Annotated in this window: 20 protein-coding genes; 10 read left to right on the forward strand and 10 right to left on the reverse strand. The window is 34.3% G+C overall.

Going from position 1 to position 23,237, the window contains the following annotated elements; translation table 11 throughout:
* Positions 1-140 precede the first annotated feature (140 nt).
* Positions 141-611: a hypothetical protein gene (locus E9099_RS08530; protein ID WP_136583234.1), complete on the reverse strand. Its 471-nt coding sequence runs from the start codon at positions 609-611 to the stop codon at positions 141-143.
* Positions 612-828: 217 nt separating this feature from the next.
* Here E9099_RS08530 and E9099_RS08535 point away from each other — a divergent pair, with 217 nt between their 5' ends.
* A complete protein-coding gene (locus E9099_RS08535; RefSeq protein ID WP_136583235.1) occupies positions 829-1,422 on the forward strand; it encodes a phage tail protein in 594 nt (197 codons plus the stop codon).
* 44 nt (positions 1,423-1,466) lie between these two features.
* Here the strand turns inward: E9099_RS08535 and E9099_RS08540 are convergent, their stop codons facing one another.
* On the reverse strand, positions 1,467-2,453 hold the full coding sequence (locus E9099_RS08540) for a hypothetical protein (RefSeq protein ID WP_136583236.1): 987 nt from the start codon (positions 2,451-2,453) through the stop codon (positions 1,467-1,469).
* Positions 2,454-2,725: 272 nt separating this feature from the next.
* On the opposite strand from E9099_RS08540, the gene E9099_RS08545 reads away from it, so the two are divergent.
* Positions 2,726-7,030: a T9SS type A sorting domain-containing protein gene (locus E9099_RS08545; protein ID WP_136583237.1), complete on the forward strand. Its 4,305-nt coding sequence runs from the start codon at positions 2,726-2,728 to the stop codon at positions 7,028-7,030.
* 157 nt (positions 7,031-7,187) lie between these two features.
* Here E9099_RS08545 and E9099_RS08550 read toward each other — a convergent pair whose 3' ends face one another.
* Positions 7,188-7,658 carry an Lrp/AsnC family transcriptional regulator gene (locus E9099_RS08550; RefSeq protein ID WP_136583238.1) on the reverse strand — a complete coding sequence of 157 codons (471 nt, stop codon included), beginning with the start codon at positions 7,656-7,658 and terminating at the stop codon, positions 7,188-7,190.
* A 220-nt stretch (positions 7,659-7,878) separates the two neighbouring features.
* On the reverse strand, positions 7,879-9,243 hold the full coding sequence (locus E9099_RS08555; protein ID WP_136583239.1) for a saccharopine dehydrogenase family protein: 1,365 nt from the start codon (positions 9,241-9,243) through the stop codon (positions 7,879-7,881).
* 78 nt (positions 9,244-9,321) lie between these two features.
* Between E9099_RS08555 and E9099_RS08560 the strand changes: the two genes are divergently transcribed.
* A complete protein-coding gene (locus E9099_RS08560; RefSeq protein WP_136583240.1) occupies positions 9,322-9,714 on the forward strand; it encodes a DUF423 domain-containing protein in 393 nt (130 codons plus the stop codon).
* A 74-nt stretch (positions 9,715-9,788) separates the two neighbouring features.
* Positions 9,789-11,405 (forward strand): phosphoenolpyruvate carboxykinase (ATP), encoded by a 1,617-nt coding sequence (gene pckA, locus E9099_RS08565; RefSeq protein ID WP_136583241.1) that lies wholly within the window; start codon positions 9,789-9,791, stop codon positions 11,403-11,405.
* A 287-nt stretch (positions 11,406-11,692) separates the two neighbouring features.
* Here pckA and E9099_RS08570 read toward each other — a convergent pair whose 3' ends face one another.
* Together E9099_RS08570 and E9099_RS08575 are read right to left on the reverse strand one after the other, a co-directional pair.
* The gene (locus tag E9099_RS08570) at positions 11,693-12,442 is read right to left on the reverse strand and encodes a uroporphyrinogen-III synthase (RefSeq protein ID WP_136583242.1); all 750 of its coding nucleotides are present in this window, start codon (positions 12,440-12,442) and stop codon (positions 11,693-11,695) included.
* Between the two features lie 17 nt (positions 12,443-12,459).
* Positions 12,460-13,110: a DUF4271 domain-containing protein gene (locus tag E9099_RS08575; RefSeq protein ID WP_136583243.1), complete on the reverse strand. Its 651-nt coding sequence runs from the start codon at positions 13,108-13,110 to the stop codon at positions 12,460-12,462.
* A 108-nt stretch (positions 13,111-13,218) separates the two neighbouring features.
* Here E9099_RS08575 and E9099_RS08580 point away from each other — a divergent pair, with 108 nt between their 5' ends.
* From E9099_RS08580 to E9099_RS08590, 3 genes are read left to right on the forward strand one after another with little or no spacing between them, the layout of a single operon-like run.
* Positions 13,219-13,944, forward strand: coding sequence for a polyprenol monophosphomannose synthase (locus E9099_RS08580; protein WP_136583244.1), 726 nt, complete (start codon positions 13,219-13,221; stop codon positions 13,942-13,944).
* A gap of 3 nt (positions 13,945-13,947) precedes the next feature.
* On the forward strand, positions 13,948-15,294 hold the full coding sequence (locus E9099_RS08585; RefSeq protein ID WP_136583245.1) for a dihydroorotase: 1,347 nt from the start codon (positions 13,948-13,950) through the stop codon (positions 15,292-15,294).
* A 5-nt stretch (positions 15,295-15,299) separates the two neighbouring features.
* Positions 15,300-15,722, forward strand: coding sequence for a DUF4296 domain-containing protein (locus E9099_RS08590; protein ID WP_136583246.1), 423 nt, complete (start codon positions 15,300-15,302; stop codon positions 15,720-15,722).
* A 5-nt stretch (positions 15,723-15,727) separates the two neighbouring features.
* Here E9099_RS08590 and E9099_RS08595 read toward each other — a convergent pair whose 3' ends face one another.
* Positions 15,728-16,732 (reverse strand): NAD-dependent epimerase/dehydratase family protein, encoded by a 1,005-nt coding sequence (locus tag E9099_RS08595; RefSeq protein ID WP_136583247.1) that lies wholly within the window; start codon positions 16,730-16,732, stop codon positions 15,728-15,730.
* An 87-nt stretch (positions 16,733-16,819) separates the two neighbouring features.
* Here E9099_RS08595 and tyrS point away from each other — a divergent pair, with 87 nt between their 5' ends.
* A complete protein-coding gene (gene tyrS / locus E9099_RS08600) occupies positions 16,820-18,130 on the forward strand; it encodes a tyrosine--tRNA ligase (protein ID WP_136583248.1) in 1,311 nt (436 codons plus the stop codon).
* Between the two features lie 123 nt (positions 18,131-18,253).
* Here the strand turns inward: tyrS and E9099_RS08605 are convergent, their stop codons facing one another.
* Both E9099_RS08605 and E9099_RS08610 read right to left on the reverse strand, forming a co-directional pair.
* On the reverse strand, positions 18,254-19,234 hold the full coding sequence (locus tag E9099_RS08605) for an acyl transferase (protein ID WP_136583249.1): 981 nt from the start codon (positions 19,232-19,234) through the stop codon (positions 18,254-18,256).
* A gap of 80 nt (positions 19,235-19,314) precedes the next feature.
* The gene (locus tag E9099_RS08610) at positions 19,315-20,079 is read right to left on the reverse strand and encodes a T9SS type A sorting domain-containing protein (RefSeq protein ID WP_136583250.1); all 765 of its coding nucleotides are present in this window, start codon (positions 20,077-20,079) and stop codon (positions 19,315-19,317) included.
* A gap of 279 nt (positions 20,080-20,358) precedes the next feature.
* Here E9099_RS08610 and E9099_RS08615 point away from each other — a divergent pair, with 279 nt between their 5' ends.
* Entirely contained in the window at positions 20,359-21,042 is a 684-nt protein-coding gene (locus E9099_RS08615) for a response regulator transcription factor (protein ID WP_136583251.1), read from the forward strand.
* 73 nt (positions 21,043-21,115) lie between these two features.
* Positions 21,116-22,078: a sensor histidine kinase gene (locus E9099_RS08620; RefSeq protein WP_136583252.1), complete on the forward strand. Its 963-nt coding sequence runs from the start codon at positions 21,116-21,118 to the stop codon at positions 22,076-22,078.
* On the opposite strand, the gene E9099_RS08625 is transcribed toward E9099_RS08620, so the two are convergent.
* The gene (locus E9099_RS08625) at positions 22,059-23,114 is read right to left on the reverse strand and encodes a UDP-N-acetylglucosamine--N-acetylmuramyl-(pentapeptide) pyrophosphoryl-undecaprenol N-acetylglucosamine transferase (protein WP_136583253.1); all 1,056 of its coding nucleotides are present in this window, start codon (positions 23,112-23,114) and stop codon (positions 22,059-22,061) included. The genes E9099_RS08620 and E9099_RS08625 overlap by 20 nt on opposite strands.
* Positions 23,115-23,237 lie beyond the last annotated feature (123 nt).

Raw genomic sequence — 23,237 nt, forward strand, 5'->3', positions numbered from 1 at the left:
GAAGTTGCTAGATAAAAAGTAAAATATTTAAAAGCCATACTTTTTTTAGAAGTATAGCTTTTAAAAAACAACAAAGCATTAATAAAAAGTATAACTATTCCTAAGTATTCAAAAAGGGAACTAATTAATTTCATTAAGTTTTATGGATTGAATAAAGGACTATTTATATCGCAATCACTTGGACAAGGCGAAGTAAAATCAAAAACACCACTTCCAATTAATTTATTTACAGCCAGATCTACATCAGAGTCGTCGCAACCAGAATGTTTTTCGTCTTCTATAATATCCCGATGGATACCTTTACAGTCTACTTTAGTTCCTACAATTAACAACTTTTCTCCGCCACCATCTTTAATCTCTTCATCTATTGCCATATAGGCACGAACACCACTTGATTCAATATTTTTAAGACTATAGTTACCATCTTCTTGCGGTACCAGAACGTCCATCTCTTTAAGGGCTTGTATTAAATCTATAGCAGGAATTAAAAAAGCTTTAGAATGATTTGGAAAGTCTGTTTGCCATTTTTTTGCCCAAGTTTTTGCACAAGCTAATTTTACTTCATTTTCACTTTCACCTTCGCATTTTGATTTTTCTCTAGTTTGACTCATAAGTTTTTGGTTTTTTGGTTTGAATTAATATATAAATCTAGTCATACTAATTCACATAAAAAACAGTATTGCAAAAAACGGGTGTTTTTACGTGGTTTTAATACTCCGTGATTATACGCTTACTAAAAATGGTTGTTAGGTATAGCTTTGGAATTGTTATTATACATATTTCTTACATCTAGAACTTATTTTAAACTAATTTTTAAATTTTATTATTATGGCATCAGCAGACCCATTATTAGGATCGATCAGTATGTTCGCAGGAAATTTTGCTCCAAGAGGATGGGCGTTTTGCAACGGACAATTATTATCAATTTCACAAAACACAGCATTATTTTCTCTTATAGGAACCATTTACGGTGGTGATGGAGTCACTTCTTTTGCAGTACCAGATTTAAGAGGTAGGGCTCCAATTCACTCTGGGGGCGGTTCTGGAGGTAGTACAGGTCCTGGACTTAGTCCTAGACCTTTGGGCCAAAGACAAGGGGAGGAATATCATCCTTTAAGTATCGTTGAATTGCCTACGCACAGTCATCCTGCTCAGGGAGAAATAAAGGTCAGCTCTGGCGAAGCTACTTTAGGACAGGCCACGAGTAACTCCTCAATTGCAACTCCAGGGAAAAATGTAGGTAGAAATTTTGAGGCATATTTAGGGTTTAATGAAGCGACACCTGACGTTGTTTTAAACGCTAATTCAAATTCTGTACATGTACAAAATAGTGGAGGAAATCAACCTCACAACAACATGCAACCCTACTTAGCTATTAATTTTGTTATTGCTTTAGTAGGCGTTTTTCCTTCAAGAAGTTAATATTGCAAACAATGCTCTATAAGTATTCCTATATAGAGCATTGTTTAATTTATAGACCAATGAGGTGTATTTATTGTTGTGTATTGTAACTTGTATGTGTTCTTTTTTAAAGCATATAGTGACTTAACACAATAAGGATTGGTTATTAAAGCTTCTCCGTCATTTATAAAAATATCATCAAACACTTTTATTTTTGTGTAAATACATATATCAGGAGTGTCTTCAAAATCTTGATTAAAAAATTTCCTATCAGATTCAAAACTAAATTTAGTTTCTAAAGACTTCATGTTTTTATTGATTGAAAATAAAACGTCTTTTTGTTCTGGGTTGATATAGTCTATATAATTTGTGTTTGACTTAAATGCTTTTTCTTTAGCATGAAATGATTTTCTAGAACTTATTTCTATGTCTTCTGGAACTAAAATTCCTTTGTCAGAAAGTTGGGATACCAAGTTTTGAGTTATTGAAACTTGTGGTTCTTTTGTAAGTCCTTTATCCATTGTTTCTGTAATAGCCACATGTAAATGCGCTCGTTCCTTAAATTTGAAGATGGTTGCATCTTCCACTAAGTATTGTTTGATATACGCTTTATATCCCAAGTGATTAATTATTTGTTTTAAACTTAAAATAGAACTTTCATGAATATCTATAAATGTAATGGTGATATCATCACTACTAAATAAAGGTAGTAATGGGACTAGTAATGTTCCTAATGGTCCCGTTCCTGCATAAACAATTTCAATTTTTTTATTTTTGAAAATTTGTATTGCCTTTTGTATTGCTTTGTATGATCCTTTAATAAAACGAGCGGTTCTTACATAATCTTCCAAACAGTCTTTAGCATGTTTTGGAGATAGCGCTAGCCCACCGTTAACTTCTGTGCCAGTTGCATTAAAATCCTTAAATAAAATGACTTCTAAAATTTTTGCGTAAAAATTTGATAATAAATTAACAGCCTTAATTTCTTCTTGCTCTGTTTTTGAATCAATTAATAGTTTCGTTATATCTTTTAAATGCAATTCAGAGGACATATCGTTTTTTATGATGTTTAAGATGTAATTTAATTAAAATTAAATAAATTTTTTAGAAAAATACGTCTTAATAATTAGTGTTGCTTAAATATCATCACGGGTATGGTTATTTGTTAATTGACTACGTATAAATATTGGTTTATCCTATACGTATAAACACCTGTTTTTGGAACGTGTATAAGTACCTGTTTTTCAAAAGATTACATCTGTATTTGATGTTGAATTGTAAATAAAAATATATATTTGTTAGTGAACCTTAAATCTAAAAAAAAATGAAACAAAAAACTACTCAATCTTTACCTCTTAAATCTTTACAATTTTTTGTAGTATTTCTTTTTTTAAGCTGTATTAGCTTAAAAGCTTCGGCCCAAACTACAGAGGCATTCGAAGATGAAACCGGTGGTTCTGCGTCCTTTACTGATAATGGACAAGTTTTTACCATAACAACTAATGAAGCCGGACCTGCTATTTTTAATATAGAAAATAATTATCCAGGAGCAGGTTGGAACGGAACAGCACCCGACAATGTTTTTATTGATAATTCTGGTGGAACCGTAGTGGAAAATGATGGTACGTCATTTACTATTACAACTACAAACGGAGCAGATATTACTATTAAAAGTCTTTATTTATTTGTTTCCAACAGAAGTATATCTGGTCCTGCGAGTGCAACAACATTAACATTTACCGGAAAGGTAGACGGTGCAACAGTATATACTATTGTAAAAAATTCAGGTATTGTTGATGGTTCGTCTTTTGCTCCTAACAATGGCTTTACGTTAATTGACTTTGCAACTGAAGGGGGGGGAGATAATTCAAACATTGCTGTTGATGAAATAGTAGTAGCTTCAACAAGTAATGCAGATTACTTAGCTTTGGATGCTTTTACTTGGGATCTGGCTCCAGTATGTACAGCGCCAGATATACCAACAGCGACATCGGCACCTGCAATAATATGTGATGGAGATGCTGCTACTATTTCGATTAGCGGAAATAAAAATGATGCAACGCAATGGTCTGTTTATACAGGCTCATGTGGAGGGACTTTAGTGGCGACAACAACTGGGTCATCCGTTAGTGTAACCCCTATGCCACTAAGTACAACCTATTATATTCGAGGTGAGGGTGGTTGTGTTACACCTGGGGTCTGCGGAACCGTTACTATAAATACAACAGCTAGAGAAGATGCTTCTTTTAGTTATGGAGCACCGAGTTACTGTGTGGATAGTGTAGATCCAACACCTACTGTTACAGGAGTTGTAGGAGGTACTTTTTCATCTGCAGGAGGGTTGTCTATAAATGCAAATACGGGTACTATTGATGTGTCAGCTTCAATACCTAATAATTATACTGTTCAGTATAATTCGCCTGGTTTATGTGATGGTACAGAAACAGCTAATGTTACTATTAATGCTTTGGATGACTCAAGCTTTAACTACAGCGCAGCATCGTATTGTACTGATGCTAGTGATCCAACACCAAATATTACAGGTGTAACTGGTGGAACATTTAGTGCTACAACTGGTCTTAGTATAAATGCTGGTACAGGAGTAATTGATGTATCTGCTTCAACACCTAATACCTATACTGTTACGTATACAACTGCAGGAAGTTGTCCAACTAGTTCAAATGAAAGTGTAACTGTTAATGCTGTAACAGCAGTAACCTTTACTGCACCTGCAGATTTATGTGTAGATGCTGGTGTGCAAGCTGGTTTAGGAAGTGGAACAGCTTCAGGAGGCGTGTACTCAGGATCAGGAGTTACTGATGATGGTAACGGAACGACGTATGCTTTTGACCCAGCAGGAGCTGGTGTTGGAACACATACTATTACTTACACCTTTGCAAGTGCTAATGGTTGTACCACTGCTGCTAGTGATGACGTAGAAGTATTCGCATTACCAACAGTAACCTTTACAGCGCCTATGGATTTATGTGTTGATGCTGGCGTACAAGCTGGTTTAGGTGGTGGAACCGCTACAGGTGGTTTGTATTCTGGAGCAGGCGTTACTGATGATGGTAACGGAACGACCTATGCTTTTGATCCAGCAGGAGCTGGTGTTGGAACACATACCATCACTTACACATTTACAAATGCTAATGGCTGTACCAATGCTGCTAGTGATGACGTAGAGGTATTCGCATTACCAACAGTAACCTTTACAGCGCCTTCAGATTTATGTGTTGATGCTGGTGTACAAGCTGGTTTAGGTGGTGGAACCGCTACAGGTGGTGTGTATTCTGGAGTAGGCGTTACCGATGATGGTAACGGAATGACGTATGCTTTTGACCCAGCAGGAGCTGGTGTTGGAACACATACTATTACTTACACCTTTGCAAATGCTAATGGTTGTACCACTGCTGCTAGTGATGACGTAGAAGTGTTCGCATTACCAACAGTAACCTTTACAGCACCTATGGATTTATGTGTAGATGAAGGAGTCCAATCCGGTTTAGGAAGTGGAACAGCTTCAGGAGGCGTGTACTCAGGATCAGGAGTTACAGATGATAGTAACGGAATGACCTATTCATTTGATCCTTTAGTAGCAGGTGTTGGAACTCATACAATTACTTATACAATTACTAATGCCAATGGTTGTAGCAATTTTGCTAATGATGCAGTTGAAGTGTTTCAAACACCAGTTGACCCAATAATTGATATAATAACTGTGAAATTTCCAGTAAATCCATGTTTAAATCCTCCAGATGATGGATTCTATAATTCTACTGGAATGCTTAATGGAAAGAACAGTTATATAAATGGTTCGTTTGGTATTTCATTTGACGGTACTAAATGGGTGTTACATTTAGTTGGAGACCTTGGTAATAATGGTTTTGAAAATACAAACGTGCCAGCAGGTGTGACGCCACCATTAAATGGATGGACCACTACAGGTTGTCTTTCTGGTGCTACTATGGAAATACAATTGGGAATTAATTTATGTGGCGACACTTCGGTTGCCGATTTATTGTCAGATTTAACATATGTCACTCAATTAAGTGATTTACAAATGTATAGTGGTGCTGTAGGTGGAACAGCTTTAGATGGAGTGGATTTGGTTTCTAATGGCGATTATTATATCACAAGTACAACAGGATGTGGCGAAAGTAACAGAACAGTGTTTAACATTATTAGTGATACAGCAACATATACTGCACCTGCAGATTTATGTGTAGACGCTGGTGTGCAGGCTGGTTTAGGTGGCGGAACCGCTACCGGTGGTGTGTATTCTGGAACAGGAGTTACGGATGATGGTGACGGAATGACGTATGCTTTTGATCCTGCAGGAGCTGGTGTTGGAACACATACTATTACTTATACTTTTACAAATGCAAATGGCTGCACAAACTCTGCTAGTGACGATGTAGAGGTATTCGCATTGCCAACAGTAACCTTTACAGCGCCTTCAGATTTATGTGTTGATGCTGGTGTGCAAGCTGGTTTAGGTGGAGGAACCGCTACAGGTGGTGTGTATTCTGGAGCAGGAGTTACCGATGATGGTAACGGAACGACGTATGCTTTTGACCCAGCAGGAGCTGGTGTTGGAACACATACTATTACTTATACCTTTACAACTGCTAATGGTTGTACCAATGCTGCTAGCGATGACGTAGAAGTATTCGCATTACCAACAGTAACCTTTACGGCGCCTATGGATTTATGTGTTGATGCTGGTGTACAAGCTGGTTTAGGTGGTGGAACCGCTACAGGTGGTGTATATTCTGGAGCAGGAGTTACCGATGGTGGTAACGGAACGACGTATGCTTTTGACCCAGCAGGAGCTGGTGTTGGAACACATACTATTACTTATACCTTTGCAAATGCTAATGGTTGTACCACTGCTGCTAGTGATGACGTAGAAGTGTTCGCATTACCAACAGTAACCTTTACAGCGCCTATGGATTTATGTGTTGATGCTGGCGTGCAAGCTGGTTTAGGTGGAGGAACCGCTACAGGTGGTGTGTATTCTGGAGCAGGCGTTACCGATGATGGTAACGGAACGACGTATGCTTTTGACCCAGCAGGAGCTGGTGTTGGAACACATACTATTACTTATACTTTGACAAATGCAAATGGCTGCACAAACTCTGCTAGTGACGATGTAGAAGTGATAAGTGTAGATGATACAATCTCTCAGGTCGGTGTTGTGTTAACAGCCAATGAAGTTGGAGCAACATATCAGTGGTATGAATGTCCAAGTACTTTATTAGCAGGAGAGACCGCGCAAGATTTTACGCCTTTAGCAAATGGTGATTATAAAGTGGTTGTAACTTCTGGAGGTTGTGTTGTGGAATCCGTTTGTGTTACAATATCTACATTAGGTGTCGATGCGTTTGAAAATGAAGTTAAGTTTTCTATGTATCCAAATCCTAGTAGCGAAAATGTGAGTATTAAGTCTGCTATTAGCGGGAACTTTGAAATTGTTAATTTATTAGGTCAGACCGTAAAAGCATTTAAAATAAAAGCTAATATAGTAACGACTTTATATGTTGGAGATTTAAGTGAAGGTATGTATCTTGTTAAAGCTACAGATCGTTCAAATATAGCTTCTAAAAAATTAATTATAAAAAAGTAAGTTCAAAATACTCTTTATATAAAAAGCGGGAATTCTGTCAAGAATTCCCGCTTTTATCGTTTTAAATATAGCCCTTTTTTATTCGGATTGAGAGATTTTTACACAAGGGAAAACAATGATAAATTATTGTAGAATACTTATATGATAAGTGTATCTGCTATATTTTAATCTGACGCTCAATCTGTTGGTCCAAAGATATAAAGGTTTCTGTTCTGGAAACACCTGCTATGGATTGTATATCGTTGTTAAGTAAGTGCATTAAATGCTCGTTATCTTTACAAAGTATTTTGATTAAAATACTCCAGTTTCCTGTAGTGTAATGACATTCTAGTACTTCAGGTATTTTTTTTAAGTGTTTTACAGCTTCTGGATTACTCATGGCTTTATCTAAATAAATCCCCACAAATGCCATAGTTGTATAGCCTAATACTTTTGGGTTGATAACAAATTTAGAACCAGCAATAAGTTTTGATTTTTCTAGCTTACGTAAACGTTGGTGTATCGCAGCGCCAGAGATACCGACTTGTCGTGCAATCTCTAAAACGGGCGTACGGGCATCTTGCATTAACGCACGAAGTATTTTTTTGTCAATACCATCTATAGTAACGTTGTTGTTTGTAGTTTTCAAAGTTGTTCTAGTTATAGTTTAAAACATAAAAATAGGCAAACTATTTGAAATTGAAATTAAAACATTGTTTTTTACGTTGTCTTCTTCGCAGATGCGTTAAGGATGGTAGTGGCATCCTTTTTTGCCATTAAAAGCAAAAAAGATATAACGGACAGCCTGACCTAAATAAGTCTTACAAGGTTTTTGGACCTTGTAAGACTTGTGTGGTAACGCCCAAATATTAAACGTTTAAAGGATTGTAGCCTAAATAAGGAACTTGGGTTTCTTTAAAGGTGATCCCGTAGTCTTCTAGTTCTTTTAATATTGGTGTGTAGACTTCTTTTGTAATTGGTATTTGTACGCCAGGCGTTTTAATTTTACCGTTTAATATAGCCAAAGTAGCAATTGCTACAGGTAGTCCGACGGTTTTGGCCATAGCAGTATACGTTTGATCTTCTCCTAGAGTAACCATTGTGGCGTCAATTTGATGTTGTTTACCATCTAATTCGTATCCAAACTTATGGTACATTACGATCATGTCTTTGTCATTGGCGTCTAAGGTCCAACTGTCCAGTAGTATTTTTTGTAAGATTTGAGCTGGTGTTGCTTTATTAAGTTCGACCATTTTTGTTTTACTAAAAAGGTCTAGTTCTAAAAACTTGTCCCAAATAATATCATCTTGATCTATTTTTAAAGCATGTCTAAATTTAAGCTCTACAGAGTCTGTTGGACTGTATGGTAAAAAAGCATTTACAAAATCACGATAACTCATGTTTTGACTGTCATCGATTGTGTAGCTGTCATCGGTCATCCCTAAGGCTACAAAAACTTGCCACGCTCTAGAGAAACCTACACGACGTATAGTCCCTCTGTATAAGGTTTTAACATTGTTTAGGTCGTATACACTTTGGTATTTTAAAGAATCGCGATTAGCGTAGGCTTCAAAACGGCCATAATTTTCGACATCTAAAAATTCGGTACGTCTAAATAAACGGTTGTAAGGGATGTATTTGTACGTGTTTTCTTGAAGAAATTTGGCTGCCCCACCTTGTCCTGCTAGCACTACGTTTCTTGGATTCCAAGTAAATTTGTAGTTCCATAAGTTGTTATCGCTTTCTGGAGCAACTAAACCACCTGTAAAGGATTCGAAAAGGATAATTTTCCCACCTTTATCTCGGATCCTGTCTATAACTTGCATGGCACTCATGTGGTCAATTCCTGGGTCGACACCAATCTCATTCATAAAGATTAAGCCTTTATCTTTTGCAGCTTGGTCAAGAGCTTGCATCTCGTCACTGACGTAAGACGCAGTCACCATGCTTTTTCCAAAAGTAACACAATCTTTTGCAACTTCTATGTGGAAACGTGCCGGTAACATAGAGATAACGATATCGGCGTTTTTAACTGCTGATTCTCTAGAATTGGCATCAAAAACATCTAAAGTAATTGCTGAAGCGTTGGCATGAGTACCAATCATTTTTTTAGCACTTTCTATGTTTAAATCACCAACGGTAATTTGTAAATTTTCGGTGGTTGACTTATCTAGTAAATATTTAATTAAATAAGAAGTGGATTTTCCTGAACCTATGACTAAAATCTTTCGCATAATGAGATTTGTTGAGTATTTTTGAATTACGAATGTAGAAAATTTATACGGGGTTAATTACGAATTATATAATTTATTATGAATAAGAGTTTATTAATGTTAGGAACTATCCTTGGATTGTTAAGTGTTATTTTAGGCGCGTTTGGCGCACATGGCTTGAAGGATTTGATATCGCCAGAGTCTATTATAAGTTACGAAACAGGAGTGAAATATCAAATGTATCATGCTTTTTTACTTTTGATTGTTGGAAGTCAAAACTTTGTTAGTCAGAAGGGTAAGAGGTTTATGTTTTACTTCGTATTGATAGGAATTATTCTTTTTTCTGGCTCCATTTATGGGTTAGCCACAAATGATTTGTCTGGGTTTAATTTTAAGTCTATAGCAATCGTAACACCTATTGGAGGCTTATTTTTAATAGTGTCTTGGATTGTTATGTTTACAAGTGTTTTAAAGCAAAAACATAATAATTAGTTATTATTTGACGTTTATCTGTTATTAATTTTAACTTTGCATTTCAAACAACACATACACAATATATACAAATTATGGTAAACCATACCCAATTTACGAAAACGATTTCGTTGGAACAATACGGAATCAAAAATGCCCAAGTAAAATACCAATTGTCACCAGAGGAGTTGCAATCTAGTGTCTTAGAAAAAGGACAAGGTAAAGTAGCATCTTCAGGAGCTATTGCGGTAAATACTGGCGAGTTTACAGGACGTTCTCCAAAGGATCGTTTTATTGTAAAAGATAGTGTTACTGAGGATAAAGTTTGGTGGGGAGATATTAATATCCCTTTTGATTCTGATAAGTTTCAAAAACTTTACGATAAAGTAACAGACTACTTATCTAATAAAGAAGTTTTTGTTAGAGACAGTTATGCTTGTGCAGATGAAGATTATAAATTAAACATTCGTGTTATTAATGAGTATCCATGGAGTAATATGTTTGCTTATAACATGTTTTTAAGGCCAACGGAAGAAGAATTAAAAGACTTTGCTCCAGAATGGACTATTGTTAATGCCCCAGGATTTATGGCAGATCCTGCAGTTGATGGAACACGTCAACATAATTTTGCAATTCTAGATTTTACTAGAAAAATTGCTTTAATTGGTGGAACTGGTTATACTGGTGAAATTAAAAAAGGAATCTTTTCTGCGCTTAACTTTATCTTACCTGTATATAAAAACACATTGCCAATGCATTGTAGTGCCAATGTAGGTAAGGATGGGGATACAGCTATTTTCTTTGGATTATCAGGAACAGGAAAAACAACATTATCTACAGATCCTGACAGAAGTTTAATTGGAGATGATGAGCATGGTTGGACTGCAGATAATACTGTTTTTAATTTTGAAGGTGGATGTTACGCAAAAGTAATTAACTTATCAGGAGAGCAAGAGCCAGAGATTTTTGGAGCAATCAGGAAAGGGGCTATCCTAGAAAATGTTATCATGAATGATAAAGGGGAAGTCGATTTTGAAGATACGTCTATTACACAAAATACACGTGTAAGTTATCCAATTAACCATATTGAAAATATTAGAGTACCATCTACAGGAGAAAATCCTAAAAACATTTTCTTTTTAACTGCTGATGCTTTTGGAGTATTGCCTCCAATCTCTAAATTAACACCGGCACAAGCAGCATTTCATTTTATATCTGGTTACACTGCAAAGGTCGCTGGTACGGAAGCTGGTATTACTGAGCCTGTACCAAGTTTTTCTGCTTGTTTCGGAGCGCCTTTTATGCCTTTACATCCAACAAAATATGCTGAGATGTTAAGCAAGAAAATGAAGGATGCTAACGTAAATGTTTGGTTGATTAATACCGGTTGGACCGGAGGATCCTACGGTGTAGGAAGCAGAATTAAATTAAAATACACTAGAGCTATGATTAGTGCAGTGCTTAATGGAGATTTAGGACTGTACAATTATAAAGATTACCATATCCACTCTGTATTTGGTGTGGCACAACCTAGAAGTTGTCCAGGAGTACCGGATGAGGTATTAAGTCCAAGGTCAACTTGGAGTGATAGTAAAGAGTATTATAAAACAGCTTTTAAACTAGCTAATGCGTTTAGAGTAAACTTTGAACAGTTTGAATCTTATGCAAGTGAAGAAATAAGACGTGGTGGACCACAACGTTACGCTGAATAGTAATAAATAAAGTGTTAATTAAAAAAGCGCCAATTGAAAATTTTCAATTGGCGCTTTTGATTTGTATATCGTTTTTAATAGTGATACGCGTAAATTATGGTTTTAGTCACCATAATAGTGGTCTAAAGGTTTTGCTATTCTTCTTGTTGGAGATGTTGAAACTGGATAGTAACTTGATTTCTAATGTTTTTTTAATTTATCTATACGCTAGAAATTTATTAAATAAATTAAAAGCGCTAATTGAAATTTTTCAATTAGCGCTTTTGATTTGTATAAAAGGTTAAAGTTTATTTTCCTTTATTTGCTTTGTCAATATATTTTTGAAGTGCCATAGTCATCGATGGTGTTTCTGGTGTTGGTGCAGAGATGTCTACACGTAACCCTTTTTCTTCTACCGCTTTTATAGTTGTGTTACCAAATACGGCGATTTTAGTATCATTTTGTTTGAATTCTGGAAAATTATGAAATAAAGAATCAATACCACTTGGGCTAAAGAATACTAGAATATCATAAGTTACATTTTCTAAATCGGATAAGTCACTAATTACCGTTTTGTAAAACACAGCTTCTTTCCAACTGATATTTAAACCGTTTAATATTTCTGGAACTTCAGGTTTAAGCTTATCGGTGGTAGGTAGTAAAAATTTTTCGTCTTTATATTTTTTAATTAAAGGCGATAAGTCTGCAAAATTACGTTTACCAACATAAATTTTACGTTTTCTGTAGACTACATATTTTTGTAAATAATAGGCAACTGCTTCAGACTGACAAAAATACTTCATTGAGTCTGGTACTTTAAAGCGCATTTCTTCAGCCACTCTAAAAAAGTGATCTACCGCATTTCTGCTGGTTAAAATAATAGCAGTGTAATTGTTTAAGTCTACTTTTTGTTGTCTAATGTCTTTGGATGGGACACCTTCAACATGAATAAAAGGTCTAAAATCAATTTTAACTTTCTGCTTTTCTGAGAGGTCAAAATAAGGCGAATTTTCAATTTTAGGTTCTGGTTGTGAGACTAAAATGGTTTTCACTTTCATACGTTGTATAATTTAATTTAGACCTGTTTTGTTGTGATAATTTTATATAAAACAACGTAAGGTGCAATTTCAAGAGTGCAAAGATACAAAATAAAATAAAACAAGCTCTTTCTAAAGGTATTAAGATTGCTTTTTAGGAATAAAAAGACACTATAAATGCTAATTAAAATAAATAAGACAGCTACTGCTAACAGAAGGGCTTGGTTGGGTTTTATAGTGTAAATCAAAAAGGTATTTATGGGTAATAATAATAAACCTATAAAATTTCTAATACTTATCTTTTGAAATAGGTAGCGGTCTATTAATGGTTCTATATCTAAAAGACTAGATAACAAACGCTCTAATAAAACTTTTAAGATAATAAATATGCCAATTAAAAAAGCATATATAAATAGGTCTAGTTGTGTGATTTCTTGTAAACTATTGTTACTTAAAAAGAGATAAAGTATGATCCCTAGGTTTAAACTGAAATTTATAAAAAGAAGACCTTCAAAAATATCAAAAAAACGTTGTTCTTTAATATAGTAGTTAGAATATCTAGAATTAAAAAGTAAAGAGGCAAATTCGTTAAAACGTTTGGGGAACAATAATTTAGATAGGGCTACTAAAAACAAGCACCCCATTATAGTTAGTGTTAAAATATCTAGATTATTAATATCTCTAAGCATGGCTCAAAATTATTATTTTTAAACAGGAAAACGATTAATAATTAAGTAATTTTTATAATTAAGTAATTTTATAAAAATGTACATTTGCCTAAATTTTAAAAAGTATTGATGCAGGACGCTGTTGTTATTATACCAACATACAACGAAATTGAAAATATAGAAGCTATTGTAAGAGCCGTTTTTGCGCTCCCAAAGGCATTTGATGTTTTAGTGGTAGACGATAATTCTCCAGACCTAACCGCTAAAAAAGTGGAAGCGTTGCAAAAAGAATTTCCTAACCGTTTGTTTTTAGAGGTAAGAAAAGAGAAAGCTGGTCTTGGTACGGCTTACATCCATGGGTTTAAATGGTGTTTGCAAAAAACGTATCAATATGTTTTTGAAATGGATGCCGATTTTTCCCATAACCCACAGGATTTGATGCGTTTATATGAGGCTTGTCATACAGATAATGCAGATATATCTATTGGGTCACGCTATGTAAAAGGCGTAAATGTCGTAAATTGGCCAATAGGTCGTGTTATTTTGTCTTATGGTGCGTCTATGTATGTTAGAGTCATAACAGGTATGCGGGTTAAGGACGCTACAGCTGGTTTTATATGTTATAAAAGGCAGGTGTTAGAACAGCTTAATCTAGATAAAATAAAATTTGTGGGGTATGCATTTCAAATCGAAATGAAATTTAACGCCCACCTTAAAAAATTTAAAATAGTGGAAGTACCAGTTGTTTTTACCGACAGAACAAAAGGGGAGTCCAAATTAAGTTCTAGTATAATATCCGAAGCTATTTTTGGAGTTATTAGTATGAAGTTTAAAAGTTTATTCAAATCCAAGTAGAAGATGCATAACAAGAAAACACTTATTAAAAATGCTAAAATTGTTAATGAAGGCACCGTTTTTAATGGGGACATTTTAATTGAAGGCGAGTTTATTACTAAAATAGGTCCTTCTATAAGCGCAAAATCTGCGGATGTAAATGTCTTTGATGCCGAGGGAAAATATGTTATTCCTGGTGCTATTGATGATCAAGTGCATTTTAGAGAGCCTGGATTAACACATAAAGCTAATATTGAAACCGAATCTAGAGCTGCTATTGCAGGAGGCATTACTTCTTTTATTGAGATGCCAAATACTAACCCGCAAACGACAACAATAGAGAAATTAAACGATAAATTTGAGATTGCTTCTAAAAAAGCATGGGCTAATTATTCGTTTATGTTTGGTGGTACTAACGATAATTTAGACGAAATTTTAAAAGTCGATAAAAAAGACGTTGCTGGTTTAAAACTATTTTTAGGATCCTCTACCGGTAATATGCTAGTCGATAATCCAGAGGTTTTAGAAAAGATATTTAAAAGTACAGATTTATTAATTTCGGTGCATTGTGAGGATGAAGCAACGATTAAGAAAAATCTTGATATTTATAAAGAACGTTATGGAGATGATATTCCTATTAATTTTCACCCTATAATTAGAAGTGAAGAGGCGTGTTATATCTCATCTTCTAAAGCTATAGAACTAGCTAAGAAAACAGGGGCGCGTTTACACGTGTTTCATTTATCTACAGGTAAGGAAACCGAGTTGTTTGATAATAAAACACCTTTAAAAGATAAAAAGATTACTGCAGAAGTTTGTGTTCATCACTTATGGTTTAGTGATAAAGACTATGACGAAAAAGGTACGCTTATTAAGTGGAACCCGGCAGTTAAAACGGAAAAAGACAGAGCTAAATTGCTTAAAGCATTATTAGATGATAAGATAGATGTTATCGCTACAGATCATGCGCCTCATACTTTTGAAGAAAAATCAAATGTATATACATCTGCACCTTCTGGTGGTCCTTTAGTACAGCATGCATTACCTGCTTTATTAGAAATGTATCATAATGGAGACATTTCTATAGAGAAAATAGTAGAAAAGTTTTGTCATAATCCTGCGATATTATTTGAAGTAGAAAAGCGTGGTTATATTAAGGAAGGGTATTATGCTGATTTAGTAGTTGTGGATGTAAATAACCCATGGACGGTTAATAAAGATAATATTTTATACAAATGTGGATGGTCTCCTTTTGAAGGAACAACGTTTAAGTCCAGAATTACACACACCTTTGTAAATGGTGGTTTAGCTTATAAGAATTTTAAGTTTTATGATACTAAATACGCTAAGCGATTAACTTTTAATAGATAACTATTTTGAAACAGAATCCTCTTATTTATATATTATTAGTGTTATTATTTGTGTCCTGTTATGGTGTTCAAAAGCCAGACAAGCCAGATGATTTATTAAGTGAGGATAAAATGGTTGATGTGCTAGTAGACTTAACTATTATGTCTTCAGCTAAAGGGATTAATAAAAGAGAATTGGAGAATAGAGGGATCATGCCCGATAGTTTTATTTATAATAAACACAAAATTGATAGTGCTCAATTTGTTAGTAGTAATGACTACTATGCTTATGATATTGAAAAATATAATGAGATGTATGTTAAAGTGAAGACTAAATTAGAGGATTTGAGAGCCTTTTATAAAGCAGAGGAAGAAAAGAGCAAAGAAAAACAAAAGAAAGAAAAATTAAAACTTTCAAAAAACAAATTAAAAGGGCCTATTAAAAAATAGCGTAATTATTTTTTAAAGCAGATCACAGTATCGTTTAAGCTTTTATCTATATTTTTAAAAGTATATTGTAGAGTAGTACTTATTTTAGCATTACTAAATTGACTTGTCGATAATGCCGATTGTGCTGTTTGTTTAGATAATTGACGACGTTTTCCTGTTATCTTATGTTTAAGCCAATCCAAACGCCATCCAATGGCTAATATAAATTTAGAAGCTTTCTTTTTAGGCGGTGTAACGCCAAGATATTTAGCGGTTTTATCTATAAAATCTTTAAAAGTTAAGTTTTCAGAGATTAATATATAGCGTTCGTTTTTAAGGTCGCTTTTTAGTAATTGTACCATGCAATTAACCACATCTTTTACGTCAACATATCCTGTGCTTCCTGTGGTATAAAAAGGTAAGCCTTTATTAACCATAGTAATTAATGATCCGCTACCATAATTCCAAATACCAGGACCAATAATAATACCTGGATTTACAATTACAGCATCTAGACCTTCTTGTGTCCCGCGCCAAACTTCCAACTCAGCACCATATTTAGTAATAGCATAAACGCTATTATCAAACTCGGTATTCCATTCTGTATCTTCGGTAATTAAGTTGGTTTTAATTGCAGGTGTGCCTAGGGCAGCTATTGAGCTTACATAGCATAGTTTTTTTACGTTTTGGGCAATACAAAAGTTTACAATGTTTGCTGTGCCTTCAATGTTTGTCTTGCGTAGTAATTCAAATTTATTGGGTTCAAAAGATACAAATGCGGCACAATGATAAACGTAGTCAATGTCAATAAAAGCTTCAGTTAATGATGGGATATCATTTAAGTCGGCAGCAACCCAGTCAATTTGATCAAATAGTTGTTGTGGAGTTTCACTATAATAACTAAAAATACGCTTAACGGTTTCAAACTTTTTTTCAGTTCTATAAATAGCGCGCACAGATTGCTTTTCATTTAATAAATGAAATAATAAATGTGCACCAACCATACCAGTTCCTCCTGTAACTAAAATCATATCCCGAAGGTAATAAATATTAGATATTGTATGTAGTTTATAACACGATTTTTATCTTTGCCAATTCAATAATAAAATCACACTAAAATGGCTAATGCATTTGTAGAAGAATTAAGATGGAGAGGGATGGTACACGATATCATGCCCGGAACTGAAGAGCAACTTGATAAAGAGATGACTTCGGCCTATATTGGTTTTGATCCAACTTCAGACTCATTACATATTGGTAGTTTAGTGCCAATTATAATATTAGTACATTTAGAAAAAGCAGGACATAAACCAGTAGCTTTAATTGGAGGAGCGACGGGTATGATTGGTGATCCGTCAGGAAAAAGTGACGAACGTAACTTGTTAGACGAAGCAACTTTAAACCATAACGTAGCAGGAATTAAAAGTGTATTATCACGGTTTTTAGATTTTAACTCTACCGCTAAAAACGCACCAGTTTTAGTAAATAACTATGATTGGATGAAAACTTTTTCATTTATTGACTTTGCACGTGACGTTGGTAAACGTATTACAGTAAACTATATGATGGCCAAGGATAGCGTTAAAAAACGTTTGTCTGGAGAAGAAGGTAATGTCGGAATGAGTTTTACCGAGTTTACTTACCAATTAATCCAAGGGTATGATTTTTACCATTTACACAAAACCATGAATTGCAAATTGCAATTGGGTGGAAGTGACCAATGGGGAAACATTACGACAGGTACCGAGTTAGTAAGACGTATGAATGTAGGTGACGATAAAGCCAAGGCTTATGCTATGACTTGTCCGTTAATTACAAAAGCTGACGGTAGTAAATTTGGTAAAAGTGAAGGTGGTAATGTTTGGTTAGATATTGACAAAACTAGTGTTTATAAGTTTTACCAATTTTGGTTAAACAGTTCTGATGAAGATGCAGAAAAGTATATCAAGATCTTTACTTTTTTAGACAAAGAGACCATTGACGCTTTAGTAGCAGAGCATAAAGAAAATCCTGGGTTTAGAGCATTACAAAAAAGATTAGCAGAAGAAGTGACTACTTTTGTGCATTCTAAGGATGTATTAGATAATGCTATAAAGGCATCAGGTATACTATTTAGTAAAGATTTTAAAAATGAAATTAGAGAACTTGATGAGCGTTTATTTTTAGACGTTTTTGAAGGTGTACCGCAGGCAGAAGTGTCCATGGATAAAATTGAAGCTGGTTTAGATATGATTGCTGCATTGTCTGCCGAGACTAACTTTTTAGGAAGTAACGGAGAAGCGCGTCGTGCATTAAAAGAAAATTCAGTTTCTGTTAATAAAGATAAAGTAACAGATGCTTATACAATAACTACCGAGGATTTAATTAATGATAGGTATATCGTTATTAATAGAGGTAAGAAAAGCACGTTTATAATTAAAGCGATTTAATTATAATCTTAAACAAAAAAAGCCTGCTTAAATTTAAGCAGGCTTTTTTTTTGAAATTAGTTAACCAACTAAAACCTAATTCCTCTTTTTCATAGTTAGTTGGTCGTGTCTTTTTCGCAAAACTTACAAGACCATTAAATTACAACCTCTAATGTCGCTATTGTCAAAGCGACCAATAATTTCGAAGTCTGCATTGGTGTAAGTTTTTCCTAAATCTTGAGTGGCAATAAAACTACAAGAATTAATGTTTGCTAAATCAATAACATTAATACCACCTGTTTTTGGAGTGTCAAAAACGGTTAAGGCATCTTCTGTGTCTCTAGTTAGTAGTTTCATCCAAGGCGGACAGTTAAAAACGCCGTGTCCTTTAGAGTAAGCTTGACTTAGTAACTCGGTCATACCATATTCGCTATGGATTGTATTGACACCAAAACCTTGTTTTAAAAGCGTATGTAATTCTTGTCGTATTAATTCTTTGCGTCGCCCTTTCATCCCGCCAGTTTCCATTATAATGGTATTGTTAAGGTTAAATGTATGAGCTTCAATTAAATCTAAAAGCGCAAACGAAACGCCTATCATTAAGACTTTTTCTCCAGAACTGTCTAGTTGAATAAGAGTGTCTTTTAATTCATCTAAATTATTTAAATAAAACCCGCTTTTAGGTTTGTTAGAATCTTTAATTAACTGATCAACCATATATACTAAAGAGGAGCCTTCTCGTTCTAGGTAATTAGGCAATAGTGCTAAAACGGTGTAATCTTCTATGTTGCCATAAAAATGATTAAAACCTTTTTTAAAACTAGTCTCATAAATACTTAAGTCGGTGACATGATGTTTACTCGTAATCTGTCCTGTTGTGCCACTGCTACTAAAGGTTGTTTTGATAGAGTCTTTAGAACTTAAAACGGCATGCGATTTAAAAAACTGAATCGGTAAATAAGGAATCTGATGTAATTCTGAAACATCACTTGGGTTTACATACAGTAAATCGCAAAATGAGCGATAAATACTATTGTTCTCAAACTGAAAGCGGAACACCTCTAAAGCTACAGCTTTAAATTGGGTGTCTGAAGTGATGTTAAATATGTCGTTTGTTAGGGTCATGCTATTGTAAAACACAAAAGTATCGAAAATAAAAAAAAGCGTTGCTATTAGCAACGCTTTAAAATGTTAAGGTTTAGTAATTATTGAACCACTAATTTTTTAGTTGTTGTAGTTTCGTTTTGTGTTAATTGTAAAATATAGACTCCTGCGTTTAATTCAGATACATCTAGTCTGTTAGTTTTTAAAACCGTTTTTAAGACTTGCTTACCTAAAATGTCAAAAGCAATAACAGTTGTAGGTTGTTTTGTTGTGGTTTTAATAGTTACAAAATCTTGAGTTGTTGGATTAGGGAATAGCGAAAAAGTTACGAATTCAAAGTTATTATTAGATAATGTCTGTCCAGAAGTAGACCAGGTAACATCATCGACTATAACTTGTTTGCCTGTGTTATTTCTAATTTCAATCAAAACATCTCCTGTTACGTTAATATTAGTAACAGTAAAAATATGTTCTGTGTAATCATCAAAAGGAGTCGATGTTCCATAAGAGGTTCCGTTAACAAATAACTCTACTTGTCTGTCTCCTCCTCCTGTAAATCCTTTGTAAAGTTTAAAGGTAAGTCCGCCGACACCATTTGCACCTGATTGTGCAGATATAGCACTGTTGTCAGAAATACGTCTTAGCATAATGGCTTTGCCATCTATCCCAGAACTGTTATCATCACCATTCTCATCTCTACACTGTGTGTAATTCCATGTCACTCCGTTGTCACCAGTAAAAGCCCCGTCTGTATATGAGTTTCCAGATAATGTAAGATTGTTAAACGTTTCTGCCCCTTGTGCTATTGTATGGTTAACAGAGGTTAGACCTATTAAAATAAAAAGTAAAAAGTAAAGTTTTTTCATAGTTTAATAGTGTTAAATTAGGTAATAAAGATATACAGGATTTTTTGCTAATTGGTATTATTCTAGGGACTATTGTGTAATTTTACATTATAATAATGTGTTTTTAAAGCTTTGATTGTCAGAATGGTAATTGATGCTTGATTTTGAGCAAATTAAAATAGCTTTAAAATTAAAGCTATGTTATCTTAACGTTATTAATCGTTTAAGAACAAATAGTTTTACTAATAACTTTATCTTTACCTTAATATAACTTAAAAAATAAATTCAAGTTTCAAGTCTATGAATAAAAAAGATATTAAAATTCTTTTAGTCGATGATGAGCCAGATATTTTAGAAATTGTTGGTTACAATCTAACCAACGAGGGTTATCAAGTCGTAACTGCTAAAAACGGATTAGAAGCTGTTAAGAAAGCAAAAAAAGAAAAACCACAACTTATTATTCTAGATGTGATGATGCCGGAAATGGATGGGATCGAAGCTTGTGAGGCCATTCGTAAAATACCAGAACTAAGTACCACGCTTATTACTTTTTTAACAGCAAGAGGAGAGGACTATTCTCAAGTTGCCGGATTTGATGCGGGTGCAGATGACTATATTACCAAGCCAATAAAACCAAAAGTTTTGGTTAGTAAAGTAAAAGCTTTACTAAGACGCTTAAAAACGGAAGAAGCAGCTGGGTCATTAATCACTATCGGTAACTTGGTTATTAATAGAGAAGAGTATAAGATTGTTTTAGACGGAAAAGAGATTGTATTACCACGTAAAGAATTCGAATTATTGTCTTTACTAGCGTCTAAGCCTGGTAAAGTTTTTAAAAGAGAAGATATTTTAGATCGCGTTTGGGGTAATGAGGTTGTTGTTGGTGGACGTACTATAGATGTGCATATCCGTAAACTACGTGAAAAAATTGGAGACGACAGTTTTAAAACAGTCAAAGGTGTTGGATATAAATTTGTAGAATAAATTGAAATTAAAAAAGACTTATAAATTCGCTTTAAAAACCTCGTTTTTAATCACTGTTTTTTTAACGCTCCTAATGGGCGTTTTTTTCTATTTGTATCATGTCGGAAGTTTATTTCAGTTAGCTGTATTCTCATTTGCAACCTATAGCGTATCCTTTTTGATAATACAATACAGGGTAGAGAAATTTATATACAAACGTATCAATAAGATATATAAAGACTTAACACTTTTGGAGTCTGTCAGTTTTAGAAAAAATAGTATTACGACAGACATGGCAACTTTAACAAAGCAGATCGATCAATATGCTAAAAATAAAAAGCTAGAGATCGAAACGCTTAAAGTCAGAGAAGAATACCGTAAAGAGTTTATGGGGAATGTCTCGCACGAGCTTAAAACGCCATTATTTACAGTACAAGGGTATTTAGAAACACTGCTTGATGGTGCTATCCATGATGAGAAAGTGTCTAGCAAATATCTAGAGAGAGCTAATAAAGGTGTGGAACGACTAATATATATTGTCAAAGATTTGGATATGATTACCAAATTAGAGGTTGGGGACTTGCGATTAGATATTGCGACCTTCGATATTGTGCAATTAATACAAAGTGTTTTTGAGCTGTTAGAAATGAAAGCAGCTAAAAAGAAAATCACCTTAATGTTTGATATGCATTATAAAGAGCCTATAATGGTAAAAGGCGATGAAGAACGTATACAGCAGGTTTTGACAAATTTAATAGTTAATTCTATTAAATATGGAAGAGAAAAAGGGACGACAGAAGTTAGTATAGAAAAGTTAATTAAAAACAAAGCAATAATACGAGTTACGGATAATGGGGAAGGCATCGAGAAAAAAAATATCCCGAGATTATTCGAGCGTTTTTATAGAGTCGATAAAAGTGGTTCTCGTAAAGAAGGTGGCTCTGGTTTAGGTTTGGCAATTGTTAAACATATTGTAGAGGCTCATGACGAGAAAATTTATGTCGAAAGCGAAATTAATATTGGAAGCGAGTTTTCTTTTACGCTTGAAAAAGCGTAAATAATGCTTTAAAATCAATCTTATTTTCAAAGCTCTCAAAACCTGAATAGTTGGCGACTCGGTGGAGCTGATCTAAAGTAAAATCGGATTGACTGCAACTGGCAATCGTTCCGTTTTTGTCTAAATAATCCGCCAAATACTCTTGTTCAAACTGCCCTGGCGTTGGTATAAAAAAGGCCTGTTTACCTAATTTGGCTAAATCCATAATGGTTGTATAGCCAGAACGCGAAATAATAAGATCACTTTTATTAATCGCATTTTGCAATTCTTCGGTTTGCATAAAATTATAAATCGTGAAAGGTGTTTCAAGCATAACGGTCTGTTCTGTTTCAATCTTTCCTCTAACAAAAATCACTTTTCCATTGTAATTAATTAAAGAGGATAGTAGTTGTTCCTCCAGTAACGTGCGCTGTGGTTCTGGACCTGACAACAAAACCAGAATATTGTATTTCGGCTTTAAAGCCACCTTTTCTAATCGACTTAAAGGGCCGATATATTTTAATTCTAACCCTTTGTTATTAAAATCATGACCAAGTAATCCACTTAAATTAGGCGTGTTTTCAAAGTCGGGAATCCAGCACATATCAAAGGCTTTTAAATAACGATCATGGAAGTACGTGCTTAATCTAGTTGTATTTCCGCTTAAAACATTTAATTGATGTGTAATAAAAACGGAAGGGACCTGTTTAGAAATCACACCCATCCGATTATCAGAGATGATGCCTTGTATATTATAATCGACAACTATTTGCTTAATAGCGTTGCGCTCTCTTTTTATAGCCTTTTTAATTTTTGGTAATTGTAACAACATATGCCATTTAAACCATTGTTTAGATTTAGCATATTTAATATTGTAAGAAGGTAATTTTATAAACGTAAGGGATTCAAATTCTTTTTCAAGTAAGCGTAATGCTTGACCATCGCTAGCAATAATTGGTTCAAAGCCTTCGGTAAGCAATGCGTTAATTATCGGTATGCAACGCGTGGCATGACCAATTCCCCAATTTAAAGGCGCAACAAGAATTCTTTTTTTCATTATAGTAATTTGGGCGTTACCTAAAAGGTCAGGCTGTCCGTTATATCTTTTTTTGCCATATATGGCAGCAAAAAAAGGATGCCACTTCCATCCTTAACGCAGTAAAATATCAAAATCAAAGGT

The sequence above is a fragment of the Psychroserpens sp. NJDZ02 genome (genome assembly GCF_004843725.1).
GTDB lineage: Bacteria > Bacteroidota > Bacteroidia > Flavobacteriales > Flavobacteriaceae > Olleya.